The 17,307-nt window shown below is 61.2% G+C and carries 17 protein-coding genes; 8 read left to right on the top strand and 9 right to left on the bottom strand.

The annotated features are described in order from the left end of the window. Window positions 1-32: 32 nt before the first annotated feature. Complete coding sequence (locus ASTEX_RS01075; RefSeq protein WP_013477754.1) at window positions 33-1,475, top strand: ActS/PrrB/RegB family redox-sensitive histidine kinase; 1,443 nt, start codon at window positions 33-35, stop codon at window positions 1,473-1,475. A 22-nt stretch (window positions 1,476-1,497) separates the two neighbouring features. After that, window positions 1,498-2,067 (top strand): ActR/PrrA/RegA family redox response regulator transcription factor, encoded by a 570-nt coding sequence (locus ASTEX_RS01070; RefSeq protein WP_013477753.1) that lies wholly within the window; start codon window positions 1,498-1,500, stop codon window positions 2,065-2,067. Window positions 2,068-2,110: 43 nt separating this feature from the next. On the opposite strand, the gene ASTEX_RS19125 is transcribed toward ASTEX_RS01070, so the two are convergent. Next, window positions 2,111-2,680 carry a hypothetical protein gene (locus ASTEX_RS19125; RefSeq protein WP_013477752.1) on the bottom strand — a complete coding sequence of 190 codons (570 nt, stop codon included), beginning with the start codon at window positions 2,678-2,680 and terminating at the stop codon, window positions 2,111-2,113. A gap of 137 nt (window positions 2,681-2,817) precedes the next feature. On the opposite strand from ASTEX_RS19125, the gene ASTEX_RS01060 reads away from it, so the two are divergent. From ASTEX_RS01060 to ASTEX_RS01050, 3 genes are all read left to right on the top strand, one after another. After that, window positions 2,818-3,123, top strand: a complete 306-nt coding sequence (locus tag ASTEX_RS01060; RefSeq protein ID WP_013477751.1) for an autorepressor SdpR family transcription factor — start codon at window positions 2,818-2,820, stop codon at window positions 3,121-3,123. Next, a complete protein-coding gene (locus ASTEX_RS01055; RefSeq protein ID WP_013477750.1) occupies window positions 3,120-3,782 on the top strand; it encodes an SdpI family protein in 663 nt (220 codons plus the stop codon). Before ASTEX_RS01060 ends, ASTEX_RS01055 begins: the two co-directional genes overlap by 4 nt. An 81-nt stretch (window positions 3,783-3,863) precedes the next feature. After that, window positions 3,864-6,437: a PAS domain-containing sensor histidine kinase gene (locus ASTEX_RS01050; protein WP_013477749.1), complete on the top strand. Its 2,574-nt coding sequence runs from the start codon at window positions 3,864-3,866 to the stop codon at window positions 6,435-6,437. A gap of 42 nt (window positions 6,438-6,479) precedes the next feature. Here ASTEX_RS01050 and creD read toward each other — a convergent pair whose 3' ends face one another. The 7 genes from creD to sdhC form a co-directional block, all read right to left on the bottom strand. Continuing rightward, window positions 6,480-7,856 (bottom strand): cell envelope integrity protein CreD, encoded by a 1,377-nt coding sequence (creD, locus tag ASTEX_RS01045; RefSeq protein WP_013477748.1) that lies wholly within the window; start codon window positions 7,854-7,856, stop codon window positions 6,480-6,482. A gap of 56 nt (window positions 7,857-7,912) precedes the next feature. Next, window positions 7,913-9,046 carry an HPP family protein gene (locus ASTEX_RS01040; protein ID WP_013477747.1) on the bottom strand — a complete coding sequence of 378 codons (1,134 nt, stop codon included), beginning with the start codon at window positions 9,044-9,046 and terminating at the stop codon, window positions 7,913-7,915. A gap of 53 nt (window positions 9,047-9,099) precedes the next feature. Next, window positions 9,100-9,420: a 2Fe-2S iron-sulfur cluster-binding protein gene (locus tag ASTEX_RS01035; RefSeq protein WP_013477746.1), complete on the bottom strand. Its 321-nt coding sequence runs from the start codon at window positions 9,418-9,420 to the stop codon at window positions 9,100-9,102. A 146-nt stretch (window positions 9,421-9,566) separates the two neighbouring features. Further along, window positions 9,567-10,343, bottom strand: coding sequence for a succinate dehydrogenase iron-sulfur subunit (locus ASTEX_RS01030; RefSeq protein ID WP_013477745.1), 777 nt, complete (start codon window positions 10,341-10,343; stop codon window positions 9,567-9,569). A gap of 14 nt (window positions 10,344-10,357) precedes the next feature. After that, on the bottom strand, window positions 10,358-12,142 hold the full coding sequence (sdhA, locus tag ASTEX_RS01025) for a succinate dehydrogenase flavoprotein subunit (protein ID WP_013477744.1): 1,785 nt from the start codon (window positions 12,140-12,142) through the stop codon (window positions 10,358-10,360). Between the two features lie 3 nt (window positions 12,143-12,145). Then, window positions 12,146-12,520: a succinate dehydrogenase, hydrophobic membrane anchor protein gene (gene sdhD / locus ASTEX_RS19120; RefSeq protein WP_013477743.1), complete on the bottom strand. Its 375-nt coding sequence runs from the start codon at window positions 12,518-12,520 to the stop codon at window positions 12,146-12,148. Continuing rightward, entirely contained in the window at window positions 12,520-12,951 is a 432-nt protein-coding gene (gene sdhC / locus ASTEX_RS01015; protein WP_013477742.1) for a succinate dehydrogenase, cytochrome b556 subunit, read from the bottom strand. Before sdhC ends, sdhD begins: the two co-directional genes overlap by 1 nt. 390 nt (window positions 12,952-13,341) lie before the next feature. On the opposite strand from sdhC, the gene ASTEX_RS01010 reads away from it, so the two are divergent. After that, window positions 13,342-14,919, top strand: coding sequence for a hypothetical protein (locus tag ASTEX_RS01010; protein WP_144004582.1), 1,578 nt, complete (start codon window positions 13,342-13,344; stop codon window positions 14,917-14,919). Here ASTEX_RS01010 and ASTEX_RS01005 read toward each other — a convergent pair. After that, window positions 14,903-15,331 carry an HIT domain-containing protein gene (locus ASTEX_RS01005; protein WP_013477740.1) on the bottom strand — a complete coding sequence of 143 codons (429 nt, stop codon included), beginning with the start codon at window positions 15,329-15,331 and terminating at the stop codon, window positions 14,903-14,905. The two genes, ASTEX_RS01010 and ASTEX_RS01005, sit on opposite strands and share 17 nt — an antisense overlap. A 183-nt stretch (window positions 15,332-15,514) precedes the next feature. Here ASTEX_RS01005 and mdh point away from each other — a divergent pair, with 183 nt between their 5' ends. Together mdh and ASTEX_RS00995 are read left to right on the top strand one after the other, a co-directional pair. Then, window positions 15,515-16,477 carry a malate dehydrogenase gene (gene mdh / locus ASTEX_RS01000; protein ID WP_013477739.1) on the top strand — a complete coding sequence of 321 codons (963 nt, stop codon included), beginning with the start codon at window positions 15,515-15,517 and terminating at the stop codon, window positions 16,475-16,477. A 182-nt stretch (window positions 16,478-16,659) separates the two neighbouring features. Further along, window positions 16,660-17,238, top strand: a complete 579-nt coding sequence (locus ASTEX_RS00995) for a GNAT family N-acetyltransferase (protein WP_013477738.1) — start codon at window positions 16,660-16,662, stop codon at window positions 17,236-17,238. Window positions 17,239-17,307 lie beyond the last annotated feature (69 nt).

Here is a 17,307-nt window from a genome sequence, read left to right as displayed (position 1 = left end):
ACACCCGCAAGTTCTATAGGCGAACCCGCAACGTGCGCCAACGGATTATCAGCTTCCTGTCGTCCTTCACCGCGCCCCCGGCTGCGGCAAAAGATCGCACGCCCTTTTCCTGGGCCGACTTTTCACCTGTACCCTTGTCGCACGGGGCCGATGGCTTGAGGCTGCGCACGCTGGTCGGTCTGCGCTGGCTGGCCATATTGGGCCAGAGCGTGATGATTGGCGTGGTGTCGCTGGGCTTTGGTCATGAACTGAACCTGTGGCCCTGTCTGGCCATGATCGCCGCCAGCCTATGGCTCAACCTGCTTTTGACGTTCAATGACCGTCGGCAGCGTCTCGACGACTGGGACGCGGCCCTGCAACTGAGCTTTGACTGCGTGCAACTGGCAGCGCTTCTGGCCGTAACGGGCGGGCTCGAGAACCCCTTCTGCCTGATGCTGATTGCCCCGGCGACCGTGGCCGCGGCCAACCTACCGACACGCTACGGCTTCGGCGTAGTGGCGGTGGCCGTGCTGGCCACCTGCGCCATGGCTTTTTGGTCGCTGCCCCTGCCGTGGCCCGAAGGACAGGCGTTTCACCTGCCGCAAATCTACCGTCTGGGCTTTCTGGCGGCCGTTATCATCGGTATCGTCTTCACGGCGGGCTATACGTGGCAGGCGGCGCTGGAGTCTAAACGCATGGCGCAGGCCCTGGCGGCCACGCAGGCCGTTCTGGAAAAGGAACATCGCCTGTCGGCGTTGGGCGGACTGGCGGCGGCGGCGGCGCATGAACTGGGCACACCGTTAGGCACCATTCAGGTGGTGGCGCGCGAAATGCTGCGCAGCCTGAAACCCGGCACGGCGCTCTACGAAGACGCTGAACTGCTGGTCTCACAAAGCCAGCGCTGCCGTGACATCCTCAAAAACCTCGCCCGCCGGCCGGAAACCCGCGATCAGGTCCACGACCAGATGCCGCTGCGTGTGTTTTTCGAAGAGGCGGTGCAGCCCTTCCGCAACGAGGGCAAGGCCATCCATATCGAAATCAGTATGGACGAAGTGCCCGATGGCGAAGACCCCGGCCAGTATGTGTCGATCAAGCGCCGCCCGGAATGGCTGCACGCTTTGGGGGCCTTTGTCGAGAACGCCGTGGATTTTGCGCGCACCGCTGTCTGGGTCCGTGTGCGTATCCGCAAGGCCTATGTCACCCTGTCGATCGAAGATGATGGGCCTGGCTTTGCGCCGGAAATCCTGTCGCGCGTCGGTGACCCCTATATTTCGACGCGCGGCCACGACGCGCGGCCGGAGACATCTATGCACGGCGGCATGGGTCTGGGCTTCTTTATTGCCAAGACCCTGCTGGAGCATACGGGGGCCAGCGTCACCTACGGCAATCGCGATACCGGCGGCGCTTATGTGCGCGCCCTTTGGCGGCGCGAACAGATAGATGTGATCGTATCCAGAGATTTTGGCGGTGACATCGCACCGCTATCCAGAGATTAACCCGTAGAATAAGGAGCTTGTCATGGATGATGTGAAAACCGCCATCGAGCAGAAGATTGCCACACTGACCGACCGCACCCTGCTGCTGCTTGACGACGATGCGCCGTTTCGTCAGCGTCTGGCGCGCGCCCTGGAGTCGCGAGGCTTCAGCGTCACCGCGGTCGAAAGCGTGGCCGAAGCCTTGAAAGTTATTGAGGCCAGTCCGCCGGCTTTCGGCGTGATGGATATGCGCCTGGAAGACGGCAATGGACTTAAGGCCGTTGAAGCGCTTCACGCCAAACGCCCCGATGCCCGCGCCATTATGCTGACCGGTTACGGCAATATCGCCACTGCGGTCGCCGCGGTGAAGTCTGGCGCGGTGGATTACCTGTCGAAACCCGCCGATGCCGATGACGTTGTCAAAGCGCTGCTGGCGGTCGAAGACCACGCCCCGGCCCCGCCCGAAAACCCCATGTCGGCCGACCGCGTGCGCTGGGAGCATATTCAGCGCGTCTATGCGCTATGTAATCAGAATGTCTCGGAAACGGCGCGCCGCCTGAACATGCACCGGCGGACGTTACAGCGCATTCTGGCCAAAAAGGCGCCGAAGTAGACGAGGCGCACGGAGGGGCAAAGACTACCGCCTCGGGGTTGGGCTACTCGTCCGCGATAATGATATCGGGGTTTTCCGGCAGCACGAATTCGAACAGGCCCATGTCCAGCGCCTTTTGCGGGCGATAGGCCATCAGCGGCGCATGGGCCAGAGCCTGAACCTCTTCCGGCGTCAGCGGCACATCCAGCGCCTTTTTGCGCACCGCGCGCGCCTGAAGGTGCGGGGTAATGGCCGATGAGGGTTTGGGCGCAGGGCGCACCGTCCCGATTTTCCAGTAGCTGACGCACAGCTTCCATTGCGCCACGGGAGCCGCTTCGGGCTTGGGCCAGCGACGGCCATCGCGCATCAGTGGCTCAACCCGGCGCGGCTTTTGTACCCGTTCAAAGGTGCAGATCAGGGTCGCAAACGGCTGCGTCAGCAGGGTTTCATACTGCGCCCTAGCCGCCTCCTCGCTGGGAAAGCCCGGATCGAGCGTTTCGCGCACAAAGGTCACGTCTTTGCCGCAGCCCTCCCTCGCCGCCCGTTCGCGCTCGGCGAAAGCCAGCCCGCCCCCACTCCAGTTGAGGACGACGTCGAGCGCGTTGTGCGCGATGGGATAGGCAGTAGCGGGCATGAGGCCATTCTATAGGTTCGCGCCCCTTAACAAAAGCCTGACCGGAACAAAAAGAATACACAGCGATGAGATTAGGGTGTATTTGACAGCGCCCTTGTAATTTGGCATTTAACAAAATAGCCAAACAAGAGGCGTCTATGTCGGAAGTCTATAAATCCCTGAGCGACCCGACGCGGCGGCACATTCTTGAAATGCTGCGCGAACGCGAGATGAGCGCCGGCGAGATTGCCGAGCGGGTAAGCGTGTCCAAACCCACCCTGTCGGGGCATCTGGCAACGCTGAAAGCCGCGGGGCTGGTCGATGTAACACGGCAAGGCACGACCCTGATCTACCGTCTCAACCTGTCGGTGCTCGAAGAGGCGGTGATGTCGCTGATGAGCGCCTTTCGCATAGGGCAAGACGCGCCGGCGCCTCGCCCGCGCGCCGCGGAAGACAGGGCATGACAAAAGACGCAAAATGGCCGGTTTCCAAACTGTTCAGCCTGCTGATGATCGCCGTCACAACGGGCCTGAGCCTGTGGGCGCGGCCGCAGATTCCGGAGGGTCTAGTGGGCACACATTTCGACCTTTCGGGGACCGCTAACGGTTTTATGCCGCGCGATCAGGCTCTGATGGTCATGCCCCTGATACTGGCCGCTATTACGCTGCTCATGTGGGCTTTGCCCTATATGCAGCCCAAAACGGGCAAGCTGGAACGATCGGCTTCGGTCTATGCCGTAAGCTGGATCGGCACCGTGGTGTTTCTGGCGTTTGGACATCTGTTCGTCGTCGGCCACGCGCTCGGCTGGGCCTTGTCCGTGCAACCCCTGCTGCTGGGACCGGGCCTGCTGTTCATCCTGATTGGCAATTTCATGCCGAAGGCGCAGCATAACTATCTGGTGGGGGTGCGCACGCCGTGGACCCTTTCAGACGAGCGGGTGTGGCACAAGACGCATCGACTGGCCGGACCGGTGATGATGATGGCAGGCGTGATCATGCTGGGCGCGGCGCTGATGGTGCCAACCCTTTATCTGCATTGGGTGTTTCTGAGCGCTGGGATCGGCTCGGCTCTGATCGTGGTCATTGCCTCCTATATCTATGCGCGGACTCTAAACCTTACTTGACTCCGAGTTGCCATATTCATTTGGGAGGCGAATCGCTTTGCATTAGTATGGGCCTTTAAGTGATTCGATCCGGGCCGCCGCATGACCGTTGCCACCATTGCCTTTGCCGCCGCTGCCGGCGCGACTGCGCTGGCCTTTTCGACCACGGTTCTGGCCTGGCGCCTTCGAGCACGGCTGACGAAGCTCAGCGAAGGCTACAAATCCCGCCTTGACGTACAGCATACGGTTCTAGGGGAACTGGACGCCGCCACGCTGGCCTTTGATGAAGCCTTTGTCGCCATCGAAGGCGAGACAGTGCGCCTTGTATGGGGCGATGAAACGCTGAAAACCATCGCCGACGCTTTCCGGATTCCCTTTTCCGAAGAGGTCGCGCCGCGCGTCATCGAAGGACTGGCCGGGTCATCCAAGGAAGCCGCCGAGGCGTTGAAACGTCTGATCGCCGAAGGTCAGCCCTGCCGGTTTGAAGTGTTTACCGAAGCCCCGCGCAGCCTGATGGGGAGCAAGACGTCCGGGCTGACCCTGCTGGTCGAAGGGCGGGCCACAGGCGCGACGGCGTGGGTGCGACTGGCGATTGCCAGCGAGCACACCTCCTTGTCGTCCGGCCCGTTCGCCCGCATGGCCGACCTGATCCCCGCCCCCTGTTGGGTGGTGCGTGACGGGCAACTGGTGTGGGCCAATGCCGCCTGGCTGAAGGCGGTCGATGCCCAAAATGTCGAGCAGGCGCGAAGCGAACAGCTGGGGCTCGACCGTTCTGCCGAGGCGCTGGTAGTCGAAGCCGCCGAGCAGCACGTGCGACGCGAGGGTTTCCGCTGGCTGACTATCCACGGCCAGCGCCGTGCTTTTCAGGTGGTGGCCGAGCCTCTGGGCGACGCCTATGTCTGCGCCTACGCGTTGGATGTCACCGAATCCGAGGAAAGCCGTGAGGCGCTCAAACGCCACGCCAAGGCGCACGACGATACGCTGGATCACCTCGAAGACGCGGTGGCCATATTCGGCCCGGAAAAGCGTCTGACCTTCCATAACCGCGCTTTTGAAATCCTGTGGGATCTGGAGCCGGCCTGGCTGGCCGAGCGCCCAACGCACGGCGAACTGCTCGACCGTCTGCGGCAAAAGCGCAAGCTGCCCGAGACCTCGGACTTTGTGACGTGGAAGGCACAGGAGCTTGAATTCTATGGCCTGAGCGAGGCCGCGCCGGACGAGATGTGGTCGCTGCCTAATGGTCGATCTCTGCGTGTCGTGCGTCAGCCGCACCCGTTGGGCGGATTGTTGCTGCTGTTCTCGGACAAGACCGGCGAACTGACGCTCAAGGCGCAATTCAATTCGTTGATTCAGGTGCAGCGTGCCACTCTCGATCAGCTCACCGATGCCGTGTCGGTGTTTGGCTCCGATGGTCGCCTGCGGCTGCGCAATGCTGCGTTTGATGCTTTCTGGAACCTGTCGCCCGACGACTTGGCGGTCAATTCCGACTTCGGGCAGTTGACGGCCCTGTGCCTGCCGCTGGTGCACGATCGCGGCTTCTGGGCCGAACTGAAAGCGCGCGTCACCGATATCGATCCCTTGGCCCGTGCGCCGCAGCTGGGTGAAGTGCGCACCTCCGACGGGCGTCTGGCGCAATGGCGGACCCAGCCCCTGCCCGACGGGGCGACTTTGGTGGCATTCAGCGACATTACCGACCGCCGCGCGTTGGAAGAAGCCATCGAACAACGCGATGTGGCCCTGACCGAGTCGGTGCGCCTGAAGCGCGATTTCGTCGCCAATGTCTCCTATGAGCTGCGCACGCCCCTGACCACCATTGTCGGCTATGCTGACCTTTTGCAACGGCAGGCCAATGCCGCCGAGGCCGACCCCGCCGAAATCCGGCGCCGGGGCTTCCTCAATGCCATTCAGGCCGCGTCGCAGGAACTGGCGCGCTCCATCGACGACGTGCTTGACATGGCACAGATCGACGCCGGTGAAATGTCGTTGTCGCCGTCGGATTTCAATCTGTCGCGGACCGTGGCCGCCGCACTGGGCCGTCAGGCCGACACGCTCAGCGCCAAGGGCATCCGCTTCGACTATGTGGGGCTCGACACCCGCGCCCTGATCCGCGCCGATCAGCAACGTCTGGGGCAGGTGCTGGATCATCTGCTGGACTACGCTCTGCGCAACGCCGCACAGGAAGGCCAGATCACCATTCGCAGCCGAAAGGAAGGCGACACGCTCACGCTGGAGATCGGCTACACGGGCCGCGGCATCCCCTACCATACGCAGGCGCACATCTTCGACCGCTTTGTCGGGCGCGAACGCGGCGGGCCGGGTCTGGGGCTGGCGCTGGTCAAGGCGTTGGTCGAGCTGCACGACGGCTGGATCACGCTGGAGTCCGAGCCACAAAGCGGTGCCACCTTCGCCCTGCACCTGCCACACCAGATGGGCGTCGGTTTTGAGAGCAGCGAGCTGAAGGCACCGATAATACAGACGCCCTCACCTGCCTCTGACATCGCCCCGGTGGCTGTGGCCACCCCAGCACCCTTGTCTGAAATCCCTGCGACCCCGGTCATTACTGCGGTAGACGCGGAGCCGGAAATTGCGCCGGAGACCCCAGTCGAAGAGCCAAATCCTTTGAACCTAACGGCTGAGACGTTGGCACAGGCCCGTCGCATCTTGGGCATGGCGTGATTGAAAAGTGCCTCCCCTTAAATCAGGGAGGCACCATGAATCTTACGCCTCCTCAATCCGGTTGCCGTACCAGTTGATATTGCGAGTGAGCACCATCACTGCGGCGATGACGAGGAAGGCCGAGCAGGCCCCGACCAAAAGCGCATAGTCTTCCATGCGCATCAGCACGTAGATCAGAGCATAAAGCGCGCCGAACACGGCAAACGCCGCCATAAAGCGCCAGCGTGAGTGGAATATCAGCCCCGCATAGCCGGCAATCAGCGTCACGGTCGCTCCGGCTGCCACCACAAAGGCCGCATCAAAGCCGATGCGCTCAGCAAAGGACAGCAGCAACAGGTAGAAGGTTATCTGCGCCAACCCAACGAGAATATACTGCGCCGGGTGCAGTTCCTTCTTCGAGGTGCTCTCAAACAGGAAGTAGGTCAGGAAGACGAGGCCCACGAACAGCAAGGCGTATTTCAGCGAGCGGCCGACGCTCTGATACGGGTTGGTTGGCTCAACAAAGGTCACCGACAGTTCCGATTTGCCAAGCGTCATCATCTGGTTCTGGTCAATGACCGCGGGCAGGCCTCGCGCGATAAACGGCACCGACCATTGGGCGCTGAAACCACCCTTGCGCGCCGTCTCATCGGTTTGGCGCGTCGCGGGCAGAAAGCCGCCGCCAAAGGAGGGGTATTTCCAGTCGCCGGTAATGGTGGCTTCAGACGACTTGCCATAGGCGAGGACGCCCAGCTTGCGCGTGCCGGTGAAGGTCATGCCCACCTTGATCTCGAGCGGTGTTGCGGTATCGCTCAGGGCCAGGGGGGCGGCAAACAGATCGAAATCGGTGCCGTCGGGGCTGAACCCCGTCACACCGGGTCCGGAGGGGGCCATCATGACCGATGCGCCGTTGATCTGCGCCACGATGTCCTTGCGCGCGCCTCGGGAATCCGTGGCCCCGGTGACCAGTTGCGCCTTATCCCACATCAGCACCGCGCCGGGTCTTGAAGCCTGCACGTCTTTCAGGTCGAAAGCCGCGTCGAAGTTCAGGTCTGCCGTATAGACCGGCACACGGAAAATGGAGCGCGAACGCACGTCGCTCTTGGTAGCGGCGCTGGCCTTACCCGTCTGCGGAAAGACGATCAGGTTGCCGCTTTCCTGCGCCAGCACAACGCGATTGCCTTTCTCATCGGTAGAGGTGCGCGTCGGGATGACATAGGGAACCTGGATCACCGGGCCCAGAAAGACCTGTTCGCCGCCCATCTGGTCGCCGATTTCGCGCGCCACACCTTCGGCGCGATTGGTACGCTCCATCAACAGAGCAAAGACCAGCAGGGCCGGAATAGCCATCAGCACCGCTAGCGCGCAGACGACAAGGAATTTTGTGCCTTTCGATCGGCCCTTCTGCAGCCGGGGGGGCGGGGTGGGAAAGTCGTCCATAATGGCGCTCCGTCAAACTTGAACAATGTTCATATCTGCGGAAATTACGGCGTTTTTCAGGCGGCGTCTTTCTGGACGTGATAAACGGCGCGCATCAGGTCTGACGCACTGATGATGCCGCACAGCCGCCGGGTGTCATCCAGCACCAGCAGATGATGCAGGCCCGTATCGGCAAACAGAGGCACCAGAGTGGCGACGTCCGCCCCGTGGTCGGCGCTCTTGAAATCGACGGACATCAGTTGCCCGGCCACCTCCGGTTTTGAGGAATAGGGCGACGGGGTGCGTTTGACGAGGGCCTTGAGATTTTCACGCATGTCGGCAGGTGCGCCACCTGCCTGACGCAGCATATCCTCCGCGGTGATGACACCGATGACCCGCCCCGCCTTGTCCGTCACCGGCAGCAGTTTTAGCCTGTGTTTCTGAATCAGGGCCCAGGTGTCGGCCAGCGGCGTGCCAAATTCCACATGAGTGGGATTCGGTGTCATGATGTCTCTGGCCCGGATATGGTCCATCAGTCGCTGATAGGCATGGCGTTCGGCCAGGGTCAGCAGCTTTTCCAGATCATCGGGCGCGATGTCGATAAGCGTTTCCATCTGGCTTAGGGCGGCAGCGATGTCTTCGGCGCTGACGCGCTTGAGGCTGTTGTCCTCGGTCGTCGCAGCGGGTGTGGCGATGTGCGGATAGTTGCGGCGGGTGATGGTGTTGAAGACAATCCCGGCACTGACCAGCAGCAGCGAATTGCTGAAGGCCGGGAACAGCGCGAACCACGGGTTGGTCGTATGGGTGAGTACGACCAGCAAGGCCATGGCCCCGCCGGGCGGGTGCAGGCTGCGCGTGGCAAACATGGCGAGAATGGCCAAAGACACAGCCAATGAGGCCGCAATCACCGGATCGGGTATCATATGGGCGCAGATCAGACCTATGATCGCCGACACCGTGTTGCCGCCAATCACCGACCACGGCTGCGCCAGAGGGGAGGCCGGCACCGCAAAGACCAGCACCGCCGAAGCCCCCAGTGGGGCCACCAGCCACGGGGACAGGCCGAGCGGCCTGGCGATCAGAAGACTGATCAGGGCGGTGAAACCGATGCCAAGACACGCCCCCAGACCGCTGCGCATCCGCTCCAGCCCCGACACCGGCAGTGGCTTGGGCTTAAGGGCGTTAAGCCAGGGTTCTATGGAAATAGCCATCTGTTCCGCCTGCTTTTTTCTCACGCATAGCGGATCACAGCGGGTGAGGCAAACTAGTGCTGGCTTTCGGGCAGGCGTACGATCAGGCCATCCAGCGCCTCGGTGACACGGATCTGGCACGACAGGCGCGAGGTCGGCTCAACATCTTGAGCGAAGTCGAGCATGGATTCTTCCATCACCGACGGGCCGCCGGTTTTGTCAAACCACTCCGCGTCGACATAGACGTGGCAAGTGGCACAGGCACAGGCCCCACCGCAGTCGGCGTCGATGCCGGGGATATTGTGCTTGATCGCCCCCTCCATGACCGAGTTGCCAGTCTTGACCTCGATCTCGTGGGTTTTACCATTGGATTCGATGTAGGTGATCTTGGGCATAGGGGGCCATTTCAAATGCACAGAGCCGAAGCAAAAGCTCCGGCTCTCGAATAGAAAGCAAAAATTTGCGACGAGCCGTCTCTAGCAAATTTTTTCGATATAGGAAGGGGGCTCATGGGGGAAACGCTGTTTCCCCCATGAGGAGATTAGCCCTTCGCAGGCATCATCTTCTTGATTTCAGCAATAGCCTTGGCCGGATTGAGCCCCTTGGGGCAGACCTGCGCACAGTTCATGATGGTGTGGCAACGGTACAGCTTGAAGGGGTCTTCAAGCGATTCCAGACGCTTCTTGGTGTGGTCGTCGCGCGAGTCAGCGATCCAGCGATAGGCCTGAAGCAGAGCCGCCGGGCCAAGGTACTTGTCCTGGTTCCACCAGTAGCTGGGGCAGGACGTCGAACAACAGGCGCACAGGATACATTCGTAAAGCCCATCCAGCTTGTCGCGGTTGGCCGGGCTTTGCAGTCGCTCCTTGTCCGGATCAGGCGTCGTCGATTGCAGATACGGCTCGATCGAGGCGTATTGCGCATAGAAGCCCGACAGGTCCGGAACGAGGTCTTTGACCACCGGCATGTGCGGCAGCGGCGAAATGGTGATTTCGCCGTTATATTCCTCATGACCCTTGGTGCAGGCCAGAGTGTTACGGCCGCCGATATTCATGGCGCACGACCCGCAGATACCTTCGCGGCACGAGCGGCGGAAGCTCAGCGTCGAATCGACATTGTTTTTGATGTGGATCAGCGCATCGAGCACCATCGGCCCGTGGGCCTTGGCATCAACCTCGTACTTGTCCCAGCGCGGGTTTTCGCCCGAATCCGGATCGTAGCGATAGATCTTATACACGCGCACATTCTTCGACCCCGACGGTGCCTTGTAGCGCTTGCCGTTCTTGATCTGAGAGCGCTTGGGGAGAGCCAGTTCAACCATGTTCCATTCTCCCCTTAGTAGACCCGCGCCTTAGGCGCGATATAGGCGATTTCGTTGGTCATCGTGTAGGTGTGGACCGGACGATAATCCGTCGTGACCTGACCCGTTTCGGTGTCGAGCCACATCAGGGTGTGCTTCATCCAGTTTTCGTCGTCACGGTTTGGATAGTCCTCACGGGCGTGGGCACCGCGCGATTCCTTACGGTTCAGCGCCGAATTGACCGTGATGACGGCCTGAGCGATCAGGTTATCATACTCAAGCGCTTCAAGCAGATCCGTGTTCCAGATCATGCCGCGATCCTTGATGCCGATGTCCTTGGATGCCTTGAAGATTTCGTCCAGACGGCGCACGCCCTGTTCCAGCGTTTCACCGGTGCGGAAGACGGCAGCGTCTTCTTGCATGGCGCGCTGCATCTTAAGGCGCAGATCGGCGGTCGGGGCCTGACCGTTGGCATTGCGGAACTTGTCAAGGCGCGACAGATGCGCTTCGACCGCCGATTTGCCGATGTCCTTGTGAGGCGTCCCAGCCTTGACCAGCTCCGGTGCGCGCTTGCCCGCTGCGCGGCCAAACACCACAAGGTCGATCAGAGAGTTGGAGCCTAGACGGTTAGCACCATGCACCGAGACGCAAGCCGCTTCGCCGACGGCCATCAGGCCGGGCACCACGGCATCCGGATTGCCGTCCTTCAGCGTCACGACTTCGCCGTGATAGTTGGTTGGAATGCCGCCCATATTGTAGTGGACGGTCGGGATGACCGGGATCGGCTCCTTGGTCACATCGACACCGGCAAAGATTTTCGCCGACTCCGAGATACCCGGAAGGCGCTTGTGCAGCAGGTCGGGTGGCAGGTGGTCAAGGTGCAGGAAAATGTGATCCTTATGCGGACCGACGCCGCGACCTTCGCGAATTTCCATGGTCATGGAGCGCGAGACAACGTCGCGCGAAGCAAGATCCTTGGCCGAGGGAGCGTAGCGTTCCATGAAGCGTTCGCCGGCCGAATTGGTTAGGTAACCGCCTTCGCCGCGCGCGCCTTCGGTGATCAGGCAGCCTGAACCGTAGATGCCTGTCGGGTGGAACTGCACGAATTCCAGGTCTTGCAGCGGCAGGCCAGCGCGCAGCACCATGCCACCACCGTCGCCGGTGCAGGTATGGGCCGAGGTGGCCGAAAAATAGGCGCGGCCATAACCGCCGGTGGCGAGGATGACGAGGTGGGCGCGGAAAACATGGATGGTGCCATCGTCCAGCTTCCAGCAGGTGACGCCGCGGCAAACGCCGTCATCCATGATCAGGTCGAGCGCGAAATACTCGATGAAGAATTCAACATCTTCCTTCAGCGACTGACCATAGAGCGTGTGCAGCATGGCGTGACCGGTACGGTCGGCGGCGGCGCAGGTGCGCTGTACCGGGCCCTCGCCGAAGTTCTTGGTCATCCCGCCGAACGGACGCTGATAGATCTTGCCGTCCTCGGTGCGCGAGAAGGGCACACCCCAGTGTTCAAGTTCATAGACCGCGTCAGGCGCATTGCGAACGAGGTATTCGATGGCGTCCTGATCGCCCAGCCAGTCCGACCCCTTCACGGTGTCGTACATGTGCCACTGCCATTTGTCCTCGCCCATATTGCCAAGCGAAGCGGCCACACCCCCTTGCGCGGCAACTGTGTGCGAGCGGGTCGGGAAAACCTTGGTGATACAGGCCGTCTTGAGACCCGACTGACCGCAGCCCAGAGCGGCGCGAAGGCCTGCGCCACCGGCCCCTACGACCACCACGTCATATTCGTGTTCAATGATCTTGTAGGTCATGGGTTACGCCTTGAAAGCCAGATAGATGCCGCCCAGCGCCACAGCGAGAACGGCCAGACAAAAGAGGAGGTTGAGAAGGCGCAGCGCGCGTGAGTTCGGGAAGTAGTCCAGAACATTGGCGTTCAGGCCCATATAGGTATGCCACATGGTGATCACGAAGGTCGCAGCCAGAAGCCCGGCATTAAGCGGCACCTTTACGAAAGACAGCGCGGCTTCATAGCCCTGATTGGCCAGACCGAAAGCGCTCCAGGCGGCCCAAAGGGTCAGGAAAAACAGGGCGACTGAGGTCCAGCGTTCGGCCAGCCACTCACCAGCCCCGTGCTTTTCGGACTTTTTCCAGTCCTTCGCCGAGCGTTGTTTCAGATAGGAGTCAACCATTACAGCACCACCTTGCCAGTAGCGAACAGAACGGCCCAGAAGGCCAGCGTCAGGGCGATACCGCCCAACAGCGACCACCAGGCCAGTGCATTGGCCGAGGAAATCTTGAACCCCAGACCCATGTCCCAGATCAGGTGGCGCAAACCGCCCGTCAGGTGGATAAAGCCCGCCAGCGTCAGCCCGAACCACACGAACAGGCCAAAGGGCGACGCCGCAAACGACAAGAACAATGTGTAGGCCTCAGGACAGTGGCCCGATGCCGTCAGGCCAATAGCCAGAAGCCAAGCCGCGACCATGACCGCGCCCACGACCGAGGCGATACCGGTTGCCCGGTGCAGGATCGAGGTGAACATGGTGATGTGGAATTTCCACACCTGAAGGTGCGGAGAGAGCGGACGATAGGCCGCTTCTGTAGACGGAGGCTTTGACATGTGCTTGCGTGGCCCTGAAATACCCGGTGTGTGCAATGCGAGGCTTGTACGCGCAGGCCCCGCTTCTGGATGCACGGAAAAGGTTAAGTTTCCGCGTCTTTGGGGGCTTTTTAGACCCTGACGTCCCTGTGTCAACATAGCGCATGGTCAGGGGGGTGTTTTTTGCGTCCGCGAAGGCTTTTCAGACACGTATGTTACCCGGAAAACAGAAAAACAGATCGTGCGTTAGCGATATCGGGGCGGGTTCACAAACGCGCCATCGTGACATATTGCCGCATTTCGGCCTCGGTTGGTCGCTTAGAATTCGGTAAGTGAGGGTGATTTCGCCTTTTGGGCGAACAGACTTCCGCCTCCCCTGCGTTAGAGAGTGTAGTTCAGGTGTTTTTCAGCGTGACCCTTTTACCTATGCACCATCCCCTTCTCAAGGTTCTGCTCCTGTCTTCGGCCCTGACTCTGCCGGTGGCGTCCGCTCAGGCCGGTACGGCCGCCGCCGCCGCGCGCGTCACGGCTCGCGCCGATGAGGCCGCCGCTGCCGCCAAGGGGGAGACGAAGACAAAGACCGAGGCGAAGGCAACGCCGAAATCGGCCAAATCCGCGGATGCGTCCAAAACTCAGGCGAGCGCCAAGAATCAGGCCAGCGCCAAGAACAAGACGGGTACTGCCAAGTCCAGCGAGAACGAGAAGCCGTTGGCAAAGTCGAAGGCCTCGGCGAAAACAAAGACCGCTGAAAAAGACGAGACGGAATCGAAAAAGGGAAACGCGGCCAAAAGCGGAAAGCAGAGTAGCAAATCGAAGTCAAAAGAGACTGCCGACGCCGAAACGAAAAAATCGGCGACTTCGAAAGCCGCCAAAAAGCCGGACAAGATCAAAGACGAGGAAAAGGTTACCGCTACAGCTTCAGCCAAAGGCACGCCCTATGTCATACCAGACAGAGGCGATAAGTACGCCAGCCGTAAGAGTGGCACCCTGAGCGCTCCTGTGAAAACGGCTGCCAAGACCCCCGCTCCCAAGCCGGCGGATAAGGCAGTGGCGCAGACGACGCAGGCCCCGAAGCTCAAACCCGCGACCCCCAATTCCGAGCTCCCAACTTCGGGGACCCCAACTTCAGGGACCCCAACTTCGGGGACGCTTGGCACCCTCAGCACCGACGCGGGGAAAGCGGTCGATGATCTGTTTGGCGCCAAGATCAAGGTGGACGGTCAACCCGTTCCCCATAACCCCACGCCAACGCCTCTGGCTTCATCGGAAACCGTTAAGCCTGCGCCGAAGCCCGAAGAAAAGCTGGACCTTCCGACGTCCCCCATCCCCTATCAGGCGGCTGTAAGGCCAGAAACCGCGCCCGCCCCCAAGGCGGATCTCACCGCGGCCCTGACAGCGCAAAATGTCGAACCCGTCACAGTCAGCCCGCCGACGCCGGACAAGGCGGCAGACGTGGTGGCGACACTGCCGGTCACGCCCCCGCCAACCCCCACCGATGTCCCGACACTGAGCGTGCCCGAAGTGGCGCTAAAACCCGTCGATACGCCCGCCGCGCCGCGCAATCTGGCCGCGGTGACGGTCGATGCCTATGCGCGCGATTACGAAGGCCAGAAGACCGGTGCTGAGATGCGCTATGATTCCAGTATCCGTTCGGGGCTGCTGGCGCGCCAGAGCCGGTCGGGTAATCTGGAAGGCAACTGGCTGGTGTCTTCGCTCACAGGCGACAAGCTGGTGTCGCTGGCCCTGCGTGGTGGCGGCGCGCAGGTGGACGGGGCATGGCGCTCCCTGCAAGGCGGCGTAGGCCTTAATCGCTCCGGCCTGATCGAAAGCGCCATGCAAACCGATGACCGCCTGACGCTCGACTATCAGTCGGGCTCCTCCAGAGGGCGCTATCGCCTCGATCTGCGCCGCGAGCCCGACGGTCTCTGGCGCGGTCAGATGATCGACCCCGCCGGAACAGCCACCCCGGTGGTCATGCAGGCGCAATAAGGGATTTGAGCGCTCCTACCACCTCTGTCTTCTGAGCTGAAGCAAAGGCTTCAGGTGTGCCGTGGCCCCAGACCGGGCCGGGCCAGGCCGCATCCTGCGGGTGGCGGGCGATCACGTGGATATGCAGTTGCGCGACGATGTTGCCAAGATTGGCGATATTGAGCTTAGTGACAGGCTGCCCCATCACCTCCGCTGCGCGCCGCGCCATCTGTTCGGCCACATGCAGATCGCGGCGCAGTTCGGCGTGTTCGGCCTCACTGAGTTCGGTAAGCTCCGTCAGGCCTGCCCGCCGTGGCAGAAGCACCAGCCACGGGAAGCGCGCGTCCTTTTGCAGGCGCACCTGACACAAGCTCAGTTCGCCAATCCAGACGGAGGCAGCTTCGATGCGCGGATCAACGGTAAACTCAGCCATTGGTCGGTCTTTCGCAGGGAAATAAGGCAAAATATTAAGGCCTCCTGTGTATAGCCCCTGCGGGATTTGCGCATCACATTTCATAATGTTGCAGCGCACGGTCTTGCGAAGCCTCGTTAACGGGTTTAGAGGGCCGTTAATCTTTGTCACCCCTTGCGGGTTCAGATGGAAAAGGGAATGCTTATGGCACGCGCCAAAATTGCTTTGATCGGTTCGGGTATGATCGGGGGCACGCTGGCCCATATCGCCGCGCGTGAGGAACTGGGCGATGTCGTCCTGTTCGATATCACCGAAGGTGTGCCGCAGGGTAAGGCCCTGGACATCGCCGAAGCCTCGGCCGTCTTCGGCAAGGACGTCGCACTTAAGGGCGCCAACGACTATGCCGATATTGCCGGTGCCGACGTGTGTATCGTCACCGCTGGCGTGCCGCGCAAGCCGGGCATGAGCCGCGACGACCTACTGGGTATCAACCTGAAAGTCATGAAGGCCGTTGGCGAAGGTATCAAGCAATACGCACCGAACGCCTTTGTCATCTGTATCACCAACCCGCTCGACGCCATGGTGTGGGCGCTGCAAAAGTTCTCGGGCCTGCCGACCTCGAAGGTCATCGGCATGGCCGGCGTGCTCGACTCGGCGCGCTTTGCCTATTTCCTGGCCGAAAAGACCGGCATCTCGGTCGAAGACATCCACGCCTGGACGCTTGGCGGCCACGGTGACGACATGGTGCCGATGGTGCGTCACTCGACCGTTGGCGGCCTGCCTCTGCCGGACGCTGTGAAGGCCGGCTTCCTGTCGCAGGACGAACTGGACGCTATCGTAAAGCGCACCCGTGGCGGTGGCGGCGAAATCGTCGCCTTGCTGAAGACCGGTTCGGCCTTCTACGCCCCGGCGGAATCGGCCATCGCCATGGCCACCTCCTACCTGAAGGACAAGAAGCGCGTCCTGCCGTGCGCCGCCTATCTGACGGGTCAGTACGGCCTCAACGACCTCTATGTCGGCGTGCCGGTTCTGATCGGTAAGGACGGCGCGGAAAAGGTCATCGAGTTCACCACGAACGACGAAGAAAAGGCCATGTTCGCCAAGTCGGTCGAAAGCGTTCAGGGCCTGATCGAAGCCTGTAAGGCGATCGACCCGTCTCTGGCCTAATCCACGGAAAACAGACTGGCTGAGACAGTTTCCCCCGCCCGCAAGGGTTCGGCGCAAAGCCGGATAATCAAAGGGTTGCCAGATGCAGAAAGGGCCTCTTCGGAGGCTCTTTTTTGTTACCTGCCTTTCGGATAACCGATTTGTCACTGGCAAGGGCCGGACGCTGAGGCTAAGCCGGCACCATGACTCGTTTGCCCACGACCTCGCCCCTTGGTCCCACTCTTGAGACGCCGCGTCTGATACTGCGCCCGCCGGTGACCGAAGATTTTCCGGCCTTCTGTCGTTTTCAGTCCGATGAAAAGGTCATGACGCATTTGGGCGGGGTAACGCCGGACGCCGTAACCTGGCGCGTGACGCGGGCCATAGCCGGGGCATGGGCACTCGACGGCTTTCATATGTTCAGCGTGCTGGAAAAGGCGACCGGCGCCTGGGTAGGCCGCATCGGGCCGCTCTATCCCTATCAGTGGCCCGCCCGCGAAGTCGGCTGGGGCCTGTTGTCTTCGGCGCAGGGCAAGGGCTACGCCACCGAAGCGGCGGCCGCCTGCATCGACTATGTGTTTGACGTTCTGGGCTGGGACGACGTGATCCATACCATAGCGCCCAACAATATCGGCTCTCAGCGCGTGGCACAGGCTCTGGGGTCGTCCGACCGCGGACCGGGGCGCCTGCCACCCCCATATGTTGATGTGGCGGTCGATATCTGGGGGCAGACCCCCGCGGAATGGGCCGAAAACCGCAAGCGGTTCCAGCTACCTGCTTGATGTTCATGCGGTTGACGGATGGCGATTTAGAAGATTATTTTTCATATAACGCAAAAATTTCCGAAAAAA

The sequence above is a fragment of the Asticcacaulis excentricus CB 48 genome (genome assembly GCF_000175215.2).
Classification (GTDB): Bacteria; Pseudomonadota; Alphaproteobacteria; order Caulobacterales; family Caulobacteraceae; genus Asticcacaulis; species Asticcacaulis excentricus.
Note: the sequence above shows the minus strand (reverse complement) of the source record. Positions and strands in the feature narration are given on the sequence as shown.